Origin of the sequence: Microbacterium sp. PAMC21962, assembly GCF_019443465.1 — a bacterium.
Taxonomy (GTDB): Bacteria; Actinomycetota; Actinomycetes; order Actinomycetales; family Microbacteriaceae; genus Microbacterium; species Microbacterium hominis.
Window position 1 is genome coordinate 2,373,866 of sequence record NZ_CP080381.1, and the last position, 20,086, is coordinate 2,393,951.

The following is a 20,086-nucleotide window of genomic DNA, read 5'->3' on the forward strand; positions in this document are numbered from 1 at the left end:
GAATGCCCCACGCCCCGCTCGTGACCCTGCGCGCCCGCACCGCCGCGGACGTCGACGCGCTCTACCGCCTCACCGCCGACCTGGAGACGTGGGAGGAGCGCACACCGTCGCGGCCCTCCCCGGTGACCCGGTCGGCGTTCGAGAAACGGCTCACCGACACGGCGAGCGGACCGGGCACGCGCAGCATCGAGTTCGTGATCGACGTCGACGGCGCCGCGGTCGGCAGCGTGAGCCTGTTCGGATTCGACGACCTCGCCCGTCACGCCGAGATCGGCATCGCCGTGCTCGCCGAGCACCGGGGCCGCGGCATCGGCACCGCCGCCCTGGCGAAGATGGTCACCTTCGCATTCGTGCGCTGCAATCTGCGACGCGTGCATCTGCAGGCCATCAGCTCCAACGTCGGTGCGATCCGCGTGTACGAGAAGGCCGGCTTCGAGGTCGAGGGCAGGCTGCGCGAACACGCGTGGGTGCGCGGCGCCTATGAAGACATGGTCGTGCTCGGCCTGCTGCGCACCGACTGGGAGCGCACCGACCGCTGAGGTCGCGGTCCGCTATCGCGCGGCGTCGTGCGCGGGCGGCACGAGCGTGCCCTGATGGAAGCGCAGCCGCGGCGTGGCGCCACCGACGTCCCAGAGCGACGAATGGCGACTGCGTCCCGACGGCGTCGTGAGCCGATAGGTGATCAGCACGAGATCCGCGGACTGCTGCCGGAACTCCCATTGGTCGGTGGGAGGCTCGGCGCGTCCGCCCTCCTCGGCGAGCGCGGCCACCACCTGGTCCCGCGTCCACAGGATGCCGGAGCGCCCGATCTCGACGAACGTCGGATGCAGCAGAGCGCTCACCCGTGCGGGATCGCGGCGCACGTCCGCGCGCAGCAGCGCGATCTCGGCATCCTTCACCGCGGCCCACTGCGGTACCCCGTCGTGGCGCACCAGGCGGACGACGTGGATCGGATGCCCGGCCATGGTGCGATCGCGCTCGACACCGTCGCGGACGAAGCCGTTGCGGCGGTAGAAGGCCTCGGCCCGCGGGTTGTCGTCCAGCATCCAGAGGTGGGCGGGTTCGGTGCCGATCGCGGCATCCAACAGGCGCTGCCCGACGCCGGCGCCGGAGAGCGCGGCGAGAACGTAGATGCCCTCCAACTCGCGCGGCGTGGGGCGGTCGTCGTCGCGCCCACCGGAGGCCGTGGACCAGCCGACGACACGGCCGTCGACCTCGGCCACGAAGACGTCCGTGGTGTCGTCGGCGACGATCGCCGCCCAGCGCTCGACGCGCGGCTCCACACGCAGTCCGGCGAGGAGGTGAGCCGGCAGTTGACGCGCGTAGGCCTCGCGCCAGGCCTGCACGTGCACCTCGGCGATGCCGCGGGCGTCGTCGACGGATGCCGGGCGCACGCGCAGATCGCGCCGGTCGAAGCTCGTGCTCATGCCGACATGGTCCCAGACCGGTGCGACCGCGACTTTTCGACACTCGCGTCATGATTCACGCGAATGCCCATCTCATGAATGCGGCGGTGATGGTTTCCCGCCGTGTTCGGGCCTCGATGAGCTGGGGGGCTCGTCACCCGCAGACGCCGCCTTCCCCAGAGGCCCGTGCTGCGGGGCGGGGTGGCGTTCCGCGCCACCCCGCGGCCCGAACTCTCCGCGCCCCCGACCGGCGGCCACCCGTCACGTGGTCAGCGCGGCGTCGACGAGCTCGAACACCGCCGGATCCCACGTGAGCGCGCGCTCCCACGGGAGATCGAAGCCGTTCGCGAAGAAGATGCTGTGCACGTCGTCGTCCACCGTGTGTCGGCGCACCTGCGGCAGCACCGCGGCGGGGACGTCGGTGGCGAGCGCGCTGCGCAGCGACACCAGGCCGTCGTGGGGCCACAGCCGATCGGGCTCGCGGTACGCGCGGAAGTGGCCGCCGCCGATGACCGTGACCGCGACATTGTCCAGCACACCCTGCTGGGCCGCGTTCCACTCCGCAAGGAAGTGAGCCGACACCTCGGCGGCCGCTCCTTGCGAATTCTGCGCCGCGTACCCGGGCGACGCCTCGAGGATGCTCAGCGTCGGCGGATCGTCGTGCGCATCGGCCGTGGTGATATCGCCGCTGAGGACGTCGCCGAGCAGGGATCCGTGCCAGGGCGTTCCCAGGGTCACCAGGTGTGACACGGCGGGCCCTCCGCGTCCGATCTCGCGCAGCGCCGCCCGGCAGAACAGTCCACCCATCGAGTGCGCCACGAGCCGGACCGACGAGACGCCGTGCTCCTCGCCCAGCCACCCGAGGAACGCGGCCAGCCTCACCCCGGCGGCGTCGATGTCGCCGACCGCGTTGATCGTCATCTCGGCGGGAAGGACGTCGGCGACGTCGGAGAACCCCTGCCAGCCGGTGTCTTCGCGCACCTCGCCGTCGCCGATGCGCGCCGGCGCCGTGAACACCGCGGCGTGCCGCTGCAGCAGATGGGTGCGCAGGGCCGTCGACGTGTTGCCGGCGGCGAGACCCTCGCCCGCGGCACGCTCCGCGCTGGTGTACGGGGTGACCGCTGCTCCGCCGGACACGAGCACCACAGCATCCACGTCGACGTCCTCTCCTCGGGCGACACCAGCCTAGATCCCGGCGCGCCCGAGGCGCGGAGGTCTCGTGCCCGACCCGCCGCGCTCAGGCGACGTCGTGCGGCTCGACCGCCAGGCGGTCCCGACGCGTCTTGGCGAGGCTGGCGATCGTCGCGACGGCGATCGTGGCGGCGATGACGACGAGCGAGAGCCAGATGGGGATCTCGGGGATGATCGTCACGTGCTCGCCGCCGTTGATGAACGGCAGCTCGTTCTTGTGGAGCGCGTGGATGAGCAGCTTCACACCGATGAACGCGAGGATCACCGCGAGGCCCTGCGCGAGGTAGACGAGGCGCTCGAGCAGTCCGCCGATGAGGAAGTACAGCTGACGCAGGCCCATGAGCGCGAAGGCGTTCGCCGTGAAGACGAGGTAGGCCTCCTGCGTGAGCCCGTAGATCGCCGGGATCGAGTCGACGGCGAAGACGAGGTCGATGAAGCCGATCGCGACGATGACGAGCAGCATCGGGGTGACGAAGCGGCGTCCGTCCTTCACGACCGTGAGCTTGTCGCCGTTGTACTCGTCGCTCACCGGCAGCACCCGGCGGACGAGGCGCATGAAGCGGCCGTCGGCGGGGTTGGACTCGCCGTGCGCGAACGCCTGGCGGTAGGCGAGGAACAGCAGCAGGGCACCGAACAGGTAGAACACCCACGAGAAGTTCTCGATCAGGGCCGCACCGACGGCGATGAACGCGCCGCGCATGATGAGGGCGATGACGATGCCGATCATCAGCACCTTCTGCTGATAGATCTTCGGCACCGCGAAGCCGGTCATGACGATGAGGAAGACGAACAGGTTGTCGATCGACAGGGCCTTCTCGGTGAGGTAGCCGGCGAAGTACTCGCCGCCGTAGGTCCACCCCGAGACCACACCGACGCCGACGCCGAACAGCAGCGCGAGGCCGATGTAGAACGTCGACCACCGGGCCGACTCGCCCACCGTCGGCTCGTGGGGCTTGCGCACGTGCGCGAAGAACTCCCACACGAAGAAGGCGATGGTGACGGCGATCGTGATGATCCACACGAGCGGCGTGATGTTCACAAGGGTCTCCCGAAGAATGGCGTGACGTGGTCGACGCCAGAGTCTCCTCCATCCCTGATCGGGACCGGGCGGCCCGGGCCGCATGCGACCGTAATGACGAACCGTCCGTCTCGGAGTACTCCCCCTGGACTGGAGTCAGAGTAGGGCAGCGGGGTGACGCGAACCTGGGAAGTCGCCGGATGGCGACGGATGCCGCGCCGGCGCGGCATCCGCGTCACGACGCCGTACGGATGCGCACCTCGCGCTCCATCCGCTTCTCGTGGCGGGCGCGTCCCTTCACCGCCTCGGCCTCGCGGTTCTTCGGGGGCGCGGCGGTGACGAGCGCGTCGAGGAGGCGCCGCGTGGCCACGGCGATCTCGTCGACCGCGGCGTCGAAGGCTTCCGCGTTCGCGCGCGACGGACGGGTCGACCCGCTCACCTTGCGGACGAACTGCAACGCGGCCTCGCGGACCTCGTCATCGGTGGTGGGAGGTTCGAAGTTGTGGAGCACCCGGATGTTTCGGCACATGCCGAGAGCGTAGACCGCAGCGGACGCGGCCGACAGGGCCTCGTTCAGTCGGCCGCGGGGGCGGCGTAGCCGGTGCGGATCTCCTCGATCAGAGTCGGGCGCGCGGGCGTCCAGCCGAGTGTGCGCGCCCGGCGGCCGTACCCCTGCTGGTCGAGCATGAGGGCGTCGGCGAAGGGGGTGCCGAGGCGCTCGCGCGATGCGGCGGCGCCTTCGGGCACGACCGGGCCGTCGGCGAAGGCCTCGCCGATTTCGGCCACCGTCGGGTTGTGTCCGCTCAAACCCAGCACGCGTCCGACGGGGGCCGGGCCCTCGATGACCAAAGCGTAGAGGTCGGCGAGGTCGTCGACGTGCACGGTCGCCCAGTGCTGCGTGCCGTCGCCGACGACGGTGAGGCGACCCTCGGCATCCCTCGGGGCGTCGGCCAACGACGCCGGGATGCCGCCGCCGTGCCCGTACACGATGCCGGGCTCGACGATCGTGAGCGCCAGGTCGGCGTCGGCGAGGCGGGACTCGACCGCCTCGCGCCAGGCGACGAGGGCGGGCGGGGCGAACGGCGTCTCCTCGGTGAGGTCGGTGGACGGGCCGTGGATCCAGAGCCCGCCGGTGTGGATGTACGGCTTGCCGGTGCCGCCGAAGGCGGAGATCACGGCGTCGGCGACGGCGCTATCGAACTGCGGCGAGCTGCCGTCGCCGGGCGCGGCGGTGTGGATCGCGGCATCCGCGCCCTCGAGGATCGGGGCGAACCAGGCGGGGTCGGTGATGTCGCCGACGACGGCGGTCGCACCGGCCGCGGTGGCCTTCTGCGCCGACGACGCGCTGCGCACGGGCGCGACGACCTCGTGGCCCCGCTCCCGGAGAGCGGCGAGAACGGAGGAGCCAATGTAGCCGGTGGCGCCGGTGAGCACGATCTTCATCCCGCCATCGTAGGCACGTCCGGGGGAGGCAGGGGCGGTCGGGGAAGGTGGCCCCGCTCACGTCGTGCGGGGGCGGGCGGGGCGCGCGATCGCGAAGAAGGCGAGGGCGACGACCGCGGCGGCGAGCATGACCACGGCCAGCGGGACAGCGGTCGTCGACCCACCGAGGCTCACCAGCGGCGAGACGAGGGCGGCCAGGCCGAACTGCAGCGCCCCGACCACGGCCGAGGCGGTGCCGGCCGCCTTCGGGACGGCCGCGAGGGCCAGCGCGGTGCCGTTGCCGAGCACGAAGCCGAGGCTCCCGGACAGCAGGAACAGCGGCACGGCGAGCAGGGCGACGGGGGCGGCGGTGACAGCGAGGACGGCGAACGCGACGGCGGCGACGAGCACGCCGCCGAGCCCGGTGCCGAGCACGGCCCGCACCGAGCGCGTCGCGACCAGCTTCGCGGAGACGACACTGGTCACCATGAGCACGAGGGCGTTGATGCCGAACGCGATGCCGTAACCCGCACTGTCGAGCCCGATCATGTCCTGATAGACGAAGGGCGAGGCGGAGATGTAGGCCATCATGGCGGCGAACGCGAAGGCGAAGCTCGCCGCGTAGCCGATGAAGGTGCGCGAGAGCATCTCACGCGCCCCGGACGACGATCCGCGGCGCTCGGCGCGGAGGGCGTCGCGCCGCTCCTTGAGGTGGGTCTCGCGCACCACGACCAGCACGGCGACGAGCATCACGACCGCCAGCCCCAGCACGATCGCGAGCAGTCCCCGCCATCCGATCGCCGCCGTGAGCACGCCGCCGACGAGCGGTGCGATCACGGGCGCCACGCCGCCGACGATCATCATCAGCGAGAAGGCGCGCGCAGCGGGCCGTCCGGTGGCGAGGTCCGAGATGATCGCACGACCGATGACCATGCCGGCGGCACCGCCGAGCCCCTGCACGAAACGTGCGGCGATGAGGACGCCGACCGTCGGGGCGAAGACGGCGATGACGCTCGCGGCGACGCACAGCACCGCGCCGGCGACGAGCGGGGCGACGCGTCCCAAGCGATCGGAGAGCGGGCCGAAGACGAGCTGGCCCGCGGTGACTCCCAGCAGGAACGACGTGAGGCTGAGCTGGACGGCGGTCTCGGAGGTCTGCAGATCGGCGGCCATCTCCGGGAACGCGGGCAGGTAGAGGTCCGTCGCGAAGGGCGCGATCGCGCTGAGCAGACCCAGCACCACCAGCAGAGCGGGCGTGATGGGGCGGGATGCGTCGGAGTTCGCGTCCGGGAGGGCGACGCGTTCGGCGGTGGATGTAGAAGAAGTCATAGTTATGAAACTATAACTAATTCTCACGGCGGAGGTAAGCTGTCCGAGTGACGTCGGTGCCGGATGCCATGTGGGGTGATTTCGCCGAGCTCGTGCTCCGCGTGGCCCGCGAGCTCGATCCGCACGGCGTCTCGGCCGGGCCGGACGTCGTCGCGCTCACCGGCACGGAGATCCTCGCGATGCGCTGGATCGACGGGCATCCGGGAACATCCCCCAGCGCCACCGCCGTTGCCACGGGGCTGCGGCGCAGCAACCTGAGCACCGCGCTGCGGGAGCTCGAGCGCAAGGGGATGATCGAACGGCGCGGCGCGCCGGACGACGGCCGGCAGGTGCAGCTGTTCCCGACCGACCTGGCCATCGAGAACATCGGACGACTGCGCGCGTGGTGGTCGCATAGCCTGGCGCGCGCGCTGCCGGCGGATGTCGACGAACGCGAGCTCGACGCCGCGATGCGCCTCCTCACGCGCATCGACGACGGGATGCACCCGCCGATGCAGGCCTGAGACCGACGCCTCCGCGCCGTCAGGGCTTCGGGCGGAGCGCCTCGAGGGCGGCGAGCACGAGATCGAGGCCGAAGAGGAACTCCTGGGACGGGTCGTACCCGATCGCCAGGAGGTGCGCACCGGACTCGTGCAGCGAGGGATACAGCTCCGCCGGCACCTGCGGCAGATACACCTCCTCGGTCATGTCGGCGAGCTCCTCGGCCGTGCCGAACGGCAGGCTCGCCTCCTGCAGCGCGTAGCCGTAGACATGACTGCTGAGCAGCCAGTTCGCGTGGGTCGCCATCTCGACCGAGAACCCGGCGCGGCGCAGGCACGCGGTCACGGCCTCGCGGTGACGGAGGTTCGCCGGCCCGGGCGACGTGCGCGACTCCATCAGACTGATCGCCCACGGATGCCGGGCGAGCACCTCGTGCGCAGAGACCGACTCGGCGCGCATCGCGACCGTCCAGTCGACATCGAGGGAGGGCAGCGCGATCTCGTCGAAGACGACATCGATCATCGCGTCGAGCAGCTCCTCCTTGTTCGCGACGTAGTGATACAGCGACATGGCGCCGGCGTCGAGCGCGGCGGCGAGTGCGCGCATGCTGAGTCGCTCCACCCCCTCGCGGTCGGCGATGCGCATCGCCTCGGCGACGACGCGCTCCTTGCTGAGACCGGCGCCGACAGGCGTGGGCGGGCGTCGTCGCGCCATCGATCGGGCTCCTCATCGCATCGAAGAACTTGACAATCGTACAGCGTACGTCCGATAGTACGGTGTACGACGTACGGTGTACGAATCCGCCGCTCACGACCACCAGGAGATCTCATGACCACCCCCGCCTCGCCGGATCCGTCGGCTGCCGTGACCTCTCCGGGGCGGATGCAGGCGCTCGTGCAGGAGCGATACGGGACGCCGGAGGTGCTGTCGCTCGGGGCCGTCGAGGTCCCGACGCCCGGCCGGCGGGAGGTGCTCGTCGGGGTCGGCGCCGCATCCGTGCACCCGGGGGACTACTTCGTGATGACGGGCCGGCCGCGCCTGGTGCGGCTGGCGTTCGGGCTGCGGCGGCCTCGCCGGCGCACCCCGGGTATGGACCTGGCCGGCGTCGTCCGAGCGGTGGGTGCGGAGGTGACCTCGGTGCACGTCGGAGACCGGGTGTTCGGGTGGACGACGACGGGCGCGCTCGCGGAGTACGCCACCGTCCGCGAGGATCATCTCGCGCCGGTTCCCGCGGGCGTCTCCGCGGCAGACGCAGCCGCGGTCCCGACATCGGGGATGACGGCGCTGCAGGCGCTGCGCGACGTGGCGCGGTTGACGGCCGGGCAGACGGTGCTGATCACCGGGGCCTCCGGCGGCGTGGGGTCGTTCGCGGTGCAGATCGCGAAAGCGCTCGGCGCCGAGGTCACGGCCGTCTGCAGTGGGCGCAACGCCGAGCTCGTCCGCCGCCTCGGCGCCGATCACGTCATCGACTACGAGACGACCGACGTGACCGGCGGGAGCGCGCGGTTCGACGTGATCCTCGACAGTGTGGAGGCGCAGCCGCTCGCGGCGATGCGGCGGATCCTCACCCCGACCGGAACGCTCATCCCGAACAGCGGTCGCGGCGGCGCCTGGATCGGGCCCCTCGGTCGCATCGCCCGCGCGCGTCTGCTGTCAGCGCTGACGCGCCAGCGACTGCGGCCGTTCACCTCCCTCGGCCGCCGTGACGATCTGGTCGCGCTCGCGGAGATGCTCGCGAGCGGCGAGATCACGCCGGTCGTCGATCGGAGCTACGCACTGACGGATGCCGCCGACGCCCTCCGCCGGGTCGCGACCGGGCACACGCGCGGCAAGCTCGTCGTCATCCCGTGACGCGGCATCCCTGGACCACACCCACCACAGCCAAGGAGAACCCATGTGCACCACGCTCAAGACCCGCGCCGCACTCGACGTCGCATCGATCCCCACACCGGTGAAGCTCGCCGCCGCCTGGACCAGCTTCATGTTCCTGTACGTCTACGTCGACGTCTTGAACTTCTACAAACCGCATGTCGTCGCCGGCATCCTCGACGGGATGGTCTGGCAGTTCGAGGTGAACCCGCCGCTGCTGACGGGGATGCTCGCCTCGGTGATGGTCCCGGCGGTGATGATCGTACTGTCGGTGACCCTCCCGCCGCGGGCGAACCCCATCGTGAACGTCGTAGTGGCGTCGCTGTACGTGCCGTACTCGGCGTTCAACATCGCCGGATCGACTGCCGAGTGGCTACCGTTCTACGTGCTGTCCATCGGGGCGGAGCTGGCGCTACTGGTGTTCATCGTGCAGCGCGCGTGGACCTCAGTTTCTCGCCGCGAAGCGCTCGTGCTCCGCACCGATCGGTGATTCCGGACGCCGCGGACATGACCCTCATCGCCAGGTGGCGGTGTCGGGATCGATGTCCGCGGCGCCCGGGCTCTCGTCGATCGCGCGGCTCAGCCAGCGGGCTGGCCCCGGGCGCACCGCGGCTTGAATGCCGTGATCCTGCTCACCGATCATGCCTGCGTGATCGTCGTCGAGGTCGTGCAGCTGGGTGATGGGCTGCGCGAGTTGCGAACCCTGCACCCGCAGCTGGCGCAGTCGGCGGCCCAGGCGACGGCGAGGTGCCGGTCGGGCTCGCTCCAGGATTGAGGGGGAGAGCATCTGCTTACGCGGCCAACGGAGGTGTTCGCGCGGCGGCCCCGCGCGTCGGCGGGCGGGGAGAATGGCGTGATGACCCATCGCGCGAAGAAGCCCACGGCCACCATCCCCTGGATCGTGATGGTGCCGTTCGCGGTGTCAGGCGTCATCCATCTCGTGCGGCCGGGCGTGTTCACGCCGATCATCCCGCGCGTGCTGCGCCGGTGGGATCGGCCGCTGGTGATCGTCTCGGGCCTCGCCGAGCTGGCATGCGCGGTGGGGCTGATCGTGCCGTCGACGCGCGTCGCCGCCGGGCGAGCGAGTGCGGTGGTGCTCGCCGCCGTCTGGCCCGCGAACGTGCAGATGAGCGTGGACCTCGGCCGCCGGGCAGCGCGCCGACGCACGCCGAAAGCGTGGGCCGCGTTCGCCGTGTCGTTGGTGCGGCTGCCGCTTCAGGTCACGTTGATCCGACGGGCGCTCGGGAACTCACACTGAGCAACGCTCGAGGGTGACCCACTCCTCGTCGCGGAGGTAGCCCAGCGCGTCGTTCGCGCGGATGATCGCCTCGTTGTCCGCCGAGCCGCCGGTGCGGAATGCCGGTGGCCGCTGCCAACACGCCCAGCTTGGAATCCCCCGGCATCCATCCCGCGGCGGGCATGCCCGCAGGGCTCGACGTGAAGTGGCGGGTTCCTACGAGGCTGAGCGTGTTGAGTCTTCGGTCGCGGCATCCTCCGCAGGTATGGCGCCGCCTTCCTGCGGCGCGCGGACGTCGGGGAGCGCCAGCGTCGGGATCACGGCCAGCACGGAGATTCCGACCCAGATCCACAGCGTCGAGACCGCTCCAATCGCCGTGCCCGTGAAGCCTCCGAGCAAGCTGGCGATGGGAACCACCCCCATCCCCGCGAACCCGAGAAAGCTCATCTGCCGAGCGATCAGCGATCGCGGCGTGAGACGTGACGTCAGCGAGTACGAGTTCACGTTGTAAACGACGACGAGGACCGCGTAGAGCATTCCCTGTGCGGCGACGGCCACGTAGGCGAAGCGCCCGAATCCTGCGATCAGGGGCAAGATCGCCACGACGGGCACCATCGCGATGGTGACGGTTCGAAACGCGACGCGTTCACCGAGCGACTTGTTGATGATCGGACCGATGAGCGTCCCCGCGAGACCGCCGATACCGATGCACATCAGTACCACCCCGATCTCGGGTGCTGACATCTCCAGCGTGCGGACGTAGTAGATCGTCTCCACCGCCGACCCCATGGCAAGTCCGAAGTTGATCAGCGCCGTGCTGATCACAATGAGTCGGACGGGCCTGTTGCCCAGACTGAATCGCAGTCCGGTACCGAGTGCGCGGTAGTAGGGCTCCGCGCGCTCATCGACACGCTCCGGCAACCCTCGCAGTCTGAAAGCCAGAATGGGAGGAGAGCACCCGAGCGACCGACGAGATCAGCAAGACAAAGGGGGCGGCGACCCATCGCAGCACCTGCCCCACGACGAAGGGGGCGACGATGTCGATCGCCGTGGTTGCGCTCTCTTGACGAGAGTAGGCAAGCGCGACGTTGTCGTCATCGACGATGTCTGGCAAGACGCTTCGACTCGCGATGCTGAACAGCATCCCCGCGAATCCCGAGACGAAGGTGACGAGCAGAAGTTGCCAGTACTCAAGGATCCCCAGCATGAACGCAACCGGAATCCACAGCAAGGCAACGGCGGCGAGCAGCTCAGCGAACCCCATGATCGCGCTCTTGCGCATGCGGTCGACGAGCACACCGACCGGAACACTCAGGACGAGGTACGACACCGTGCCCACCGCATTGATAAGTCCGACTTCGAATGCGGATGCCTGCAGAGTGATGACCGCGACGAGATCCAGTCCAATACCCGCGGCGCCAGCCGACACCGCACCGAAAGCGGATGCGCCCAGCAGCCGGCGATAGTTCGCGTTCTTGAGCAAGCCCGGGCGTTCCGAGCGTGTCTTACTCACTAGAAGTCCCTCGTTCCCGCGCGAAGTGGCTCGTGGGGCAGAACATCGCTCCCCTATCGAACGGAATGAAGTTCGCCACGGTCCGTGTGCGGGGAAATCGACACGTGCTCGATTCAACAGATGTCGATCACCCTATCGAATTTCATCCACCGTTCTCATCTCGTGCGGAACGCCCGCGAGAGAGAACATGTGATCCCCGAGAGTCGTCGGCCGCGCGCCCGACGACGACGACGAGCACTCCTCCCGGTGGCGTGAGGTCCGCGAGCCGGCGCTGGGCCGCACGGATGTCGGGCAGGAGGTGGATGGTGGCGACGGACGCCACCACATCGAATGTCCGGCCGAAGTCGCGTGCCATCCCGTCATCGCACACCGACCGGACACCATGCTGCCGCGCCGTGGCGCGGCCGAGCACAGCGGCATCCAGGTCGATCGCGACGACCTGGGGGACGATGCCGAGGATCCCGCGACGACCTCACGGGTCCACCCCGATCCTCCTCCCGTGTGCAGCAGCCGCAGAGGGGTCGTAGCAAGACGCGGTCATCAAATAGTGAACACTGCGCACACGAGTGAGTTGCGTGTCGGCTCACACAGGAGAACCTCTCTTTTGAAAAGAACGGTTCATTCCAAAGGGGTCCATCGTTTAAGAGAGCGTCTTTGAAGCTGCCTCGGCCCGGCTTAGCTGCGAACCGCGCCGCGCCGCGCCGCGCCGCGCGGAGCCGATGATTATGACGTCATCGCTTTCTTGTGAGTCAAATGGCCATGGGAGGATCGTCCACACCTTCGTGGCGAAAGGCATCATGAGAAGAGAAAGCGTCTCAACCAATCCGGCATCTTGGCGCAACTTCCTTGCCGTGCACAGCCTCGCGTCGATCGCGGAGGGATTGAGCCTCACATACCTGCCGATCGTGGTGCTCGCCGCGACTGGCTCAACCGCCCTGACATCGCTCGTGGTGTTCCTGCGGACGTTGCCGGTGCTGATTGGTGTCATCCCAGCGGGTTCGCTGGCGGATTCGGGCCGCCGCGCGCGCACCCTGCAAATGGGCAACTCGGTCGGCGTCCTCGGCGCGACGCTGCTGTCGGTCGAAGCGTTCCTTGGGACGACGAATCTCTCTCGCGAACAGATTCGAGAAGCCCTCACCGCTGTGCACCCCAGCGCCTCGAATTACCTCATCGGCAACTGGACGGGACAGTTGGACAGGTTCGTCAACGAGATGCAGGTGGGAGACATCGTCGTGATGCCATTGAAGTCCGATGGCTCACTGGCAATCGGAACTGTTTGATCGGGTTACGGGTTCGACGAACTCGAACACGGCGGGCACTTTAGATCGGTCCACTGGCAGCGTTCGGACGTCGATCGGGCGCCCTTGAGACAAGACCTGCGCGCGTCACTGGGCGCACTCCTCACGGTGTTGCGAGCTGGCCCGCTTTGGCGCAGCCGAGCGCCTGACGAAGGTTCGCGACGGAAGGCCCGACCCTGGACCGTCTCGCGACGGTGGGCCCCTGCCGGCAAGCATCGAGGAGCTCCCCTCGGGCAAGCCAACACCAATGACCGTTCGCGAACTCCTCGATCTTGCAGGAGTTGACCGCCGGACGGCCCAGACGGTTTCTCTGATTGACGAGCTCCTTCACAAGGCGGGGCTGAACGCGGTGCCCGCAATCACCGAGGCTGACATGGACGAGCAGATCGTCGTCACCCCTATTGCGCGCCAAGGGCAGCATGACTAGCTCGACGCTGGCGCATTTCTCGCAGACGAAAGTGACGCTGAGCCCGCCGTCGGCTACCGCATCCTTCAGGTTCCATCCGCTCGACGCGCACCTGTGTCCGTTTCGCGAGGGGAGACCCAACTCGGGGATCGCTGTCGCCCGTGTCGAACGATCCACCGCGGGCTCCCCCTGTTACGTGGGCACACATTTGACTGCACGAACTCCCCCGTCGAGCAGGAGCGCCATGGGGTGGTTGATGCCCTCAGCTGGCACTGATCCGCATGACGCTGTGGCTCGAAGCTCTCCAACGCAAGGAGGAAGAGATTGTGACCGTCACTCGCAAACGCGCTCCGTCAGGAGTAAGCTCGCCGCTTTCCGATGCGGCTGAGCCGCTTAGCCGGGGTCTCGACCAGAAGCGAGGGTCAATCCTGCTCTCTCGTCCCGGTGAGGTGTCCCCAGAATTCCTGACACGCCCTCGTGACCGTTCGCCATTCGGCGTCACGGTTTGCGCGATAGCGTGCGTCCCTTGCGCACGACCTAAGCGGCGCGCTCCAGCACCCGGCGACTACTCATTGAGAGGGCGAATGCGCGCACGAGTTCGCATATCGACCGCGCCACGGCTGTCCAGCTGGATTTAGTCGTTAAGGGCGGCCAAGTCTCGGGTCGAGCGGCCTTGCCGGCGGTGGCGACGATCCAAGTTCCAGGTCGTGCACATCGGAGCGTAAAACTTCCCCCTCCTCCTCACGCGCAGCTTCGCTCCCCCGAAGTTCGCAAACCCTCCCGCACCACTGACGAACAGCTCCTTCTTCGGCTGCCAGAGTTTCAGGCTCGTGTGGGTCGTGTAGACAATAGCTTCGCCCGGATAGATCGCTGCCCAGTAATCCGCCGCTGAAGTTCGCATCCAGCGGCGTGGCATTCCCTTTTTTCGAAGCCACAGGGTGACTGACAGCGCAGGTGCGTCGCCGTGATTTACCACAATCGCTCTTACCCTAACGATGTCAGTCTCGCTATGCCATGCCGAGTCGTCAATGACAAAGTGGGATAACTGCAGGTTTGGCTTCGGCCGTTGTAACCACGCGAACAACGCGGCAAACAGCGCAATAACGGCAGCTCCTGCCGAAACAAGAGCAGCGGTTCCTTCCGGCGTCATGCTCGAAACCTACCGCGAAGTTGACACGAGGCCGAGCGGTTGGCACTCCGTTGCTGACGGTGGCGAGCGCTCGCAAGAGATCCCTGGCCGGACGACGCGCGGTCGCCGAAGCGCTCCCCTCAGGTGAAAGCTCGGTGCCACCTTATGGTCGGACGAGAGCTTCGATGGGGAACGAACGCTGCCGCCGGAGCGCTCCTGGGGGACCGTCGTCGACGCGACCGTTCGTTAGGGGTGTCTGAATAGGTGGGTGTGCCGAACCACCTTCGGCTTGCAGGTGCGCGTATCTCGCAACTGGATGACTTCGGTTACCCCAACGCGCGCTCAATATTCGTCGCCAGATTTCACTCATTTGGACCAAAGAATTGGCTTGGCACCGGGTGGTTTACGGCAGCTCGGCCTAGACGGGGGAAGGTCCGGGCCGCAACGACTTAGTCGCCGAACGGATCCGACGCGGGACGGCATCCGACTCAACGACCGTGAGGCCACAAGCCTACGGATTGCCGATACTCAGTAGCGTCAGGCTCCTCGACGAACTCGAGGATGTTGCCGACCTTGCTGAGGAGCACCTCGCGGACCTCACTGGGACTGGCGAAAAAGAACTCCTTGCGGTGGTTCGCGCGATTGAGAGCGCGGTCCGCAAAGTGACGGTGAAGCTCAGCTTCCAGGCTGACGGCGTCTTCTGAGAAGAACAGGGCGTGGGTGTCGAAACGGAACGGGACGGACGCCCCACCGAGCTCATAGATGCGATCGCGGGGTTCGAGGCGTCTCGTGAGTCCGATCTTCACGACGTTCTCACCGAATGCGCCCTGGTTCGAAATGACGTAGACGTAGCCTGCACGGATGTTGGCGGCACGGTAGTCGTTCTGCTCGATGGCGGCGTCGATCTCTGCGAGTCGCTGCGCGAGAGTCGGGTCATCTTGCCCGTTCTGCTGCAGAGCGGCCAACGTGTTGAGGAGGTGAAGACGTTCTTTGTCGAGGCGTACGCGTTCCTCTGCAAGTTCCCTCTCGACGCGCTTCTCTTCCCGGAGGCGAGCTCGCTCGTCGCGCTCCGCTTCCCGCTCCTGCTGCTTCTTCATGAGCCAGTCCGCCGTCAGCTCGATCTCGCGAACGCGGAGGTCGTGGAACTCGTCACGGATACGCATTTCCATCATTTTTCCGAGCTTCGCAATGGCGGAGCGAGACGCTTCGAGCCGGCGCTTAGCTGTGAGGACATTCCCCGCGCGGAGGGCCCGCAAGACATTGTCGGCCTCAGCGTTGTAAGCCCGCAGCATGAGCTTTCCGAGGTCATCGGTCATCCGACGCCCCTGGGCCAGCGAATTGTTGAGGGTGAAAAGTTCGGATCGGATGATCGCCTCGCCAGCGGTCACCATCGACGCGATCTCCTTCTCGAGTGAGTTGAGCTCGTCCTGGTAAGCCGCGGCTGTCTCCAGGGGATGGTGGTAGCGGTAGATTCCAACTTCCTGAAGGACGCGCGCGTCGTCGAGAACGACATACTCGTCGGTGCCGCTCGCCTCGAGTTTTGCGCGGAGCGCGGCGTTCTCGGCTTCGAGGTAAGCAATCCGAGCGTTGTCATTTGGGGCTTGAAGCGACGAAGCTGCCAAAGCATCAACGCGAGTGCTCGGCTCTGACGCCTCGACTGGGTCATCGTCGTTCGGCACCCATAGTTGCCATCCGTCCGGCGGATCCGGCCATGAGGGGTCGGGGCTCCATCCGGCAGGAGGTACCCACCCGGCGGGGGGCTTCGGCCAGCCGGGCGGAGGATTGAAGGAGAGCGTCATCGCGCGCGGCGGACGCCGGCTGCCGTGATCGGTGTCAGCGCGTACGGGTTCTTCGATACTGCGGCACCCAGATGCTCGAGAGTCGCCGCCGGAACAACTGCCGACAAGTCCAGCTTCTCGAACTCGTCACGGCTGCTCGCAACTGCGACAAACGGCACGTACGTCGGCTGGCCGGTAGCCGGGCTGACCGTCTCGGTGCCCAGCTCGAGCGAAATCGTCTGGATCAGCCCACGGCGATCCGCCTCGAACACCTCGTGCAGCGATCGCAATGCCACATTGTGCACGAGACCCGAGTACCTATCCTTGGTATCCTTCTGAGTCGCTGCGACTGGAGCAATCTCATCAGTGGACTTCGTGTACTTGAAGTACTTCACCGCTGGAACAATCTCGGGTCCGGGGACGAGAACACGCAACGCCAATTCTGCGTTTGCTGGATCAAACTCGGCGGAGTGCGACACAGGCAGCCACTCCGGATATACGGAGTTAGCCAGGACAATCGACACGTACTCCTGGACAGCATCCACTGTGCCGTACCCGAGACCCACAATCAGCTGGTCGAGCGACTCGTTCTGCTCAGCCACTTCGCGTTCCCGTTCGGCACTCTCCCGTGCGTACGTCGCCTCCGCCGCCGCCAACTTCTCCTGGCGTTCCTTCTCCGCTCGTGCATGCGCGTCGAGCTGTTCCGCTCGACGTGCCGGTAGCTCATCCGTGGCCCGCTTCCACGCGTAGTAATCCTCCGCGTACTTCTGCTCCACTGAGGCGATTGCCTGCTGCTGCTTCTGCTTGCGGCCGAACATGCCCTTCACCGGCTCCGGCTCCTGCTTCACCGGGAGCGGGGGCTCTGAAATCGGCGCCGGAGTAGGCAAGGCTTTGTGCAGCTCTGGGTACGGAAAGGGCGGGTGCTCTGCAACGGCTCGCAGCGTCTCCAGATCTACGAAGTCATCCACGGCGAGCGTCGCCTCGAGGATCCCATCAAGCTCAGCGAATCGACCATGCAGCTCATAGGTCGCGTCCTCGGCCTCTGCTGCGCGGGCTTCGGCGTAGGCCTGCGCTGCCTCCCGCTCCAGACGCTTCCTGTCCTGCTCAGACGCGCGCTCCGCCGCAATCTGCGCGCGCTCCGCGCGCCGCTGGGCCACCTCGGACTGTCTCACCGCCTGCTCGTGCTGACGCGCCGCTGCGCGCTGACGTTGCTCCGCCAGCTTCGCCTGATGTTGCATCTCAGCAAAGAACCCACGACGACGTGCCATTGCGACTCCCCTATCTGGCCGCAGTATATCGGCCGGTCGTCGACCCGACGCTGACTCATCGTTGTCACCGCCGCTACGGTCTTGTGTCGCGGTGATGGCTCACCAGGGCGCCGAGCGACAGCCACGCGGCCAGTCGCCTCACCCCCCTCCCCGATTGGACGCACAGGCGTGCAGGACCCAGCTCCTACACATGCCTTCGCGCAGACACCATCTGCCGTCGGCGACCGTCGCTACAACGCAGAAGGTAGAGTTCGCGCCATGACTTTGAAGTCCCAACTAGGCTCCAGGGCGCCGCTTGTTTCTGCTCAAGTTGCAAAGCCACATCCCACTGCAGACACCTCACCATGACGTGGGTCGCTCTATACGTCGCTGGCTACGACACGAACTCTTTTCAGAGCCTGAAATCCGCTGGCGACTCGAGAGCATGCAACGCGTCCTTTCGACGCTCCTTCACCCCGACATAAAGCACGTTGTTCCCCGAGCTAGACTTCTGAAGCCATCCCTGAGAAACGAGCTCTTCGATTACCTTTGGGACGAATGGACGTTCGGCAAGGCCGAGCCCCCGGCTCAACGCCCCCTCTTTTCGGGCCGAACCGCGCTGACCGAAGACCTTCTTGAGGATGCTGAGCGCGATGCGCGAATCGCGATCGATGCCCAGCTGCATGATGCCCGCGGTGGTCTGGGTCGCAATGCTGAAACGATCGATCTCACAGTCCGAGAAGCGAGGCTCAAGCCATTTGGGGAGTATTGAGGCCCCGTCTAAAAGTCCGACCAGATCCTGCTGAAAATACGGAACCGCGCTTGTCTCGTCGAGACCACCGACATCGAGACGTTCGATGACGGAGTCTCGGATCGTTGATGCACCATAAATGGGGTGATCTGAGAGCACGAGTTGCTCAAAATAGACGCCGGCGACGTGGAAGCTCGAGTTGACGGGCCTGTCGTCCCAAGCGAGCTCCGTTGCGACCCGGATCAGATCGGCCATTACGGCGTCGAATCGCTCCTGCTTGTCGCGAGCAACCAACGCGGCCATGACCGTTGAAGTTGCTACGCCGAACTCCTCGAGCGCGTCGGCAGCAACTTCAATGCCAAGGTCGCTCGACGCAGTCGCCCAAGAAGCAACGCTGGCGAGTGGGTGCGAGTCACCGTAGGGGTCGATCGCATAGTCAACGAGATCGAGTCCGTAAGCAGTGTCCGCCAGGTCCCGGTCGACGAACACGCGCGAGTCCGATGCGTCATCCGCATCCGCGGTAGCTAGTCCTGGCAGGCGAAGGAGCAACTGCAGCCCCTCCTCGTCCGGCTGTAGGCCGTTCACGGCGACGAAGGCGGATCGCAACATGTCCATGTCCACAGGTCCAGTCACGTCTGACCTAGATCTAGCGAGCGTAGCTACGCGGGACACGATGCTCCGTATCGTCTCGGGTCGCACCGCAGTGAACATCTGAGCTTCACGCTCGCAGATCGCATCGATGAACCTCCGCCAGCCCGCAGCCCGGCTAACTGCGGATGCCACGCCCGCGGCATCTTTCACATCGATCGAGACCAAATAGCCCAAGAGCAACGGGCGCATGGGCACCCAATCCGGTACCACCCAGCTAACCCCAGCCTGTGCAAGGAAGTCGGCCAACTGGGCGTCGTCAAAGTCGGGGACCTTGAATTGTTCAAAAGACTTGAACCCGAGCGCCAAAGCCATCTCGGCCCGACCCGAGAAGTAGTGAGACCGCCCCGCAACGACCACGCCTGCACCTGGAGGAGTCTCGCTGACGAGCCGGCGGATCGGGCTCAGCGCCTCCCAACGCACCGTCTTCAGGTCTGCCGCACCGCCGAACCAGCGACTTGGGACGATCTCGTCAAATCCGTCGAGGAGGAGGATGCAGGTTCCGGCGCGCCAAGCGGAGATCAACCCATTGGGGTGATCGAAGCCGATCTCCTCGGAGTGCCTGCGAAGGATTTCGGCGGGAGTCTTAAGCCCGGCGCAGTCCCGAAGGTTGATGTGGACGGGAAACGGGGTGAGCTTCCCCTTCTTGAAGTGATCCTTCCTGAGGAGCGAATAGATCTCACGAAGGGTATGGCTCTTGCCTACGCCGTAGTTTCCGACGAGAAGTGATCTTTGGCCCGCGATCAATCGGTCCGCCATCGCCCGTATCGAAACGGCGTCACCTGTCGAGCTCTCCAGCTCCACCTGGACATTCGGGGTGTTCACTGCACGTGACTGAATACCGAAATTGACGCTCCCGAACGGAGCATTGTCTCGTTGCTGGATGTAACGCTCGGAGTTCACCATTCGCTGATGGAGAGTGCCGATGCTTATCGCATGAAGGCGCTCACCTTTGGCCTTGCTGATGGCCTCGATGGTCGTTCGCTGTTCTGCTGTCGGCTCCTCAAGAGTGATAAACCACCCAGTCCTGGCCTTGAGAGAATTTCCGGGCTGTCCTCCTACACCTGCAAGAAGCTCTGCCAGCTTCTCGCCATCTTTTGAGGCCTTGTCCTTCGTTCTCGCAATAGAAAACTCGTAGGCGTGGATTTCATCATGCCCGACGAACAGCCCGTCACGCTCCTTTCCGAGATACATGACGGCCCCCTGAGCCCCCATCGGATCGTGCAATGCGCGCGCAAGCGCGAGCCCGCGCTGCTCAAACTCATGCCCGGACTCCCCAACCAGCTCCACTGCGACTCCTCTTGTTAACACGTCTCCGGATGCAATCCGGCCTTGATCTCTATCATCAGTCACGGCCCTCCGGA

At 66.6% G+C, this 20,086-nt stretch carries 23 protein-coding genes; 8 read left to right on the plus strand and 15 right to left on the minus strand.

Features of this window, described 5'->3' with window-relative positions; genetic code table 11:
* Positions 1-2: 2 nt before the first annotated feature.
* Positions 3-539 (plus strand): GNAT family N-acetyltransferase, encoded by a 537-nt coding sequence (locus tag KY498_RS11370; protein WP_191009332.1) that lies wholly within the window; start codon positions 3-5, stop codon positions 537-539.
* A gap of 12 nt (positions 540-551) precedes the next feature.
* Here the strand turns inward: KY498_RS11370 and KY498_RS11375 are convergent, their stop codons facing one another.
* From KY498_RS11375 to KY498_RS11400, 6 genes are all read right to left on the minus strand, one after another.
* A complete protein-coding gene (locus KY498_RS11375) occupies positions 552-1,427 on the minus strand; it encodes a GNAT family N-acetyltransferase (protein WP_191009330.1) in 876 nt (291 codons plus the stop codon).
* Positions 1,428-1,667: 240 nt separating this feature from the next.
* The gene (locus tag KY498_RS11380; RefSeq protein ID WP_191009328.1) at positions 1,668-2,561 is read right to left on the minus strand and encodes an alpha/beta hydrolase; all 894 of its coding nucleotides are present in this window, start codon (positions 2,559-2,561) and stop codon (positions 1,668-1,670) included.
* An 82-nt stretch (positions 2,562-2,643) separates the two neighbouring features.
* Positions 2,644-3,636: a TerC/Alx family metal homeostasis membrane protein gene (locus KY498_RS11385; protein WP_191009326.1), complete on the minus strand. Its 993-nt coding sequence runs from the start codon at positions 3,634-3,636 to the stop codon at positions 2,644-2,646.
* Positions 3,637-3,850: 214 nt separating this feature from the next.
* Positions 3,851-4,144, minus strand: coding sequence for a DUF2277 domain-containing protein (locus tag KY498_RS11390; protein WP_101305254.1), 294 nt, complete (start codon positions 4,142-4,144; stop codon positions 3,851-3,853).
* A 44-nt stretch (positions 4,145-4,188) separates the two neighbouring features.
* Positions 4,189-5,058: an NAD-dependent epimerase/dehydratase family protein gene (locus KY498_RS11395; protein ID WP_191009318.1), complete on the minus strand. Its 870-nt coding sequence runs from the start codon at positions 5,056-5,058 to the stop codon at positions 4,189-4,191.
* Positions 5,059-5,115: 57 nt separating this feature from the next.
* Positions 5,116-6,366: a multidrug effflux MFS transporter gene (locus KY498_RS11400; RefSeq protein ID WP_191009317.1), complete on the minus strand. Its 1,251-nt coding sequence runs from the start codon at positions 6,364-6,366 to the stop codon at positions 5,116-5,118.
* A gap of 47 nt (positions 6,367-6,413) precedes the next feature.
* Between KY498_RS11400 and KY498_RS11405 the strand changes: the two genes are divergently transcribed.
* Entirely contained in the window at positions 6,414-6,869 is a 456-nt protein-coding gene (locus KY498_RS11405) for a MarR family winged helix-turn-helix transcriptional regulator (RefSeq protein ID WP_223848777.1), read from the plus strand.
* 19 nt (positions 6,870-6,888) lie between these two features.
* On the opposite strand, the gene KY498_RS11410 is transcribed toward KY498_RS11405, so the two are convergent.
* Positions 6,889-7,560 (minus strand): TetR/AcrR family transcriptional regulator, encoded by a 672-nt coding sequence (locus KY498_RS11410; RefSeq protein ID WP_060961155.1) that lies wholly within the window; start codon positions 7,558-7,560, stop codon positions 6,889-6,891.
* A gap of 114 nt (positions 7,561-7,674) precedes the next feature.
* On the opposite strand from KY498_RS11410, the gene KY498_RS11415 reads away from it, so the two are divergent.
* Together KY498_RS11415 and KY498_RS11420 are read left to right on the plus strand one after the other, a co-directional pair.
* On the plus strand, positions 7,675-8,697 hold the full coding sequence (locus tag KY498_RS11415) for an NAD(P)-dependent alcohol dehydrogenase (RefSeq protein ID WP_219879374.1): 1,023 nt from the start codon (positions 7,675-7,677) through the stop codon (positions 8,695-8,697).
* A gap of 43 nt (positions 8,698-8,740) precedes the next feature.
* Positions 8,741-9,205 carry a DUF6326 family protein gene (locus KY498_RS11420; RefSeq protein ID WP_101305251.1) on the plus strand — a complete coding sequence of 155 codons (465 nt, stop codon included), beginning with the start codon at positions 8,741-8,743 and terminating at the stop codon, positions 9,203-9,205.
* Between the two features lie 24 nt (positions 9,206-9,229).
* Here the strand turns inward: KY498_RS11420 and KY498_RS11425 are convergent, their stop codons facing one another.
* The gene (locus tag KY498_RS11425) at positions 9,230-9,358 is read right to left on the minus strand and encodes a hypothetical protein (protein WP_258186351.1); all 129 of its coding nucleotides are present in this window, start codon (positions 9,356-9,358) and stop codon (positions 9,230-9,232) included.
* A gap of 6 nt (positions 9,359-9,364) precedes the next feature.
* Between KY498_RS11425 and KY498_RS16540 the strand changes: the two genes are divergently transcribed.
* Both KY498_RS16540 and KY498_RS11430 read left to right on the plus strand, forming a co-directional pair.
* Positions 9,365-9,490: a hypothetical protein gene (locus KY498_RS16540; protein WP_258186352.1), complete on the plus strand. Its 126-nt coding sequence runs from the start codon at positions 9,365-9,367 to the stop codon at positions 9,488-9,490.
* A gap of 81 nt (positions 9,491-9,571) precedes the next feature.
* Entirely contained in the window at positions 9,572-9,973 is a 402-nt protein-coding gene (locus KY498_RS11430; protein ID WP_191009315.1) for a DoxX family protein, read from the plus strand.
* A 195-nt stretch (positions 9,974-10,168) separates the two neighbouring features.
* Here the strand turns inward: KY498_RS11430 and KY498_RS11435 are convergent, their stop codons facing one another.
* The 3 genes from KY498_RS11435 to KY498_RS11445 all read right to left on the minus strand — a co-directional run bounded on the left by KY498_RS11435 (position 10,169) and on the right by KY498_RS11445 (position 11,877).
* On the minus strand, positions 10,169-10,873 hold the full coding sequence (locus KY498_RS11435; protein ID WP_191009313.1) for an MFS transporter: 705 nt from the start codon (positions 10,871-10,873) through the stop codon (positions 10,169-10,171).
* Positions 10,854-11,465 carry an MFS transporter gene (locus KY498_RS11440; RefSeq protein ID WP_191009312.1) on the minus strand — a complete coding sequence of 204 codons (612 nt, stop codon included), beginning with the start codon at positions 11,463-11,465 and terminating at the stop codon, positions 10,854-10,856. The genes KY498_RS11435 and KY498_RS11440 overlap by 20 nt, the downstream gene beginning before the upstream one ends.
* Positions 11,466-11,607: 142 nt before the next feature.
* Positions 11,608-11,877: a methyltransferase domain-containing protein gene (locus KY498_RS11445; RefSeq protein WP_219879375.1), complete on the minus strand. Its 270-nt coding sequence runs from the start codon at positions 11,875-11,877 to the stop codon at positions 11,608-11,610.
* A gap of 370 nt (positions 11,878-12,247) precedes the next feature.
* Here KY498_RS11445 and KY498_RS11450 point away from each other — a divergent pair, with 370 nt between their 5' ends.
* Positions 12,248-12,745, plus strand: coding sequence for a hypothetical protein (locus tag KY498_RS11450; protein WP_191009310.1), 498 nt, complete (start codon positions 12,248-12,250; stop codon positions 12,743-12,745).
* A 265-nt stretch (positions 12,746-13,010) separates the two neighbouring features.
* Positions 13,011-13,190 carry a hypothetical protein gene (locus KY498_RS11455; RefSeq protein WP_191009309.1) on the plus strand — a complete coding sequence of 60 codons (180 nt, stop codon included), beginning with the start codon at positions 13,011-13,013 and terminating at the stop codon, positions 13,188-13,190.
* Positions 13,191-13,803: 613 nt separating this feature from the next.
* On the opposite strand, the gene KY498_RS11460 is transcribed toward KY498_RS11455, so the two are convergent.
* The 4 genes from KY498_RS11460 to KY498_RS11475 all read right to left on the minus strand — a co-directional run bounded on the left by KY498_RS11460 (position 13,804) and on the right by KY498_RS11475 (position 20,012).
* The gene (locus tag KY498_RS11460) at positions 13,804-14,319 is read right to left on the minus strand and encodes a hypothetical protein (RefSeq protein ID WP_191009307.1); all 516 of its coding nucleotides are present in this window, start codon (positions 14,317-14,319) and stop codon (positions 13,804-13,806) included.
* Positions 14,320-14,786: 467 nt separating this feature from the next.
* Entirely contained in the window at positions 14,787-15,977 is a 1,191-nt protein-coding gene (locus KY498_RS11465; protein ID WP_223848776.1) for a DUF4041 domain-containing protein, read from the minus strand.
* A gap of 116 nt (positions 15,978-16,093) precedes the next feature.
* On the minus strand, positions 16,094-17,344 hold the full coding sequence (locus tag KY498_RS11470; RefSeq protein ID WP_191009305.1) for a hypothetical protein: 1,251 nt from the start codon (positions 17,342-17,344) through the stop codon (positions 16,094-16,096).
* A gap of 391 nt (positions 17,345-17,735) precedes the next feature.
* Positions 17,736-20,012, minus strand: a complete 2,277-nt coding sequence (locus KY498_RS11475; protein WP_219879376.1) for an NACHT domain-containing NTPase — start codon at positions 20,010-20,012, stop codon at positions 17,736-17,738.
* Between the last annotated feature and the right edge of the window lie 74 nt (positions 20,013-20,086).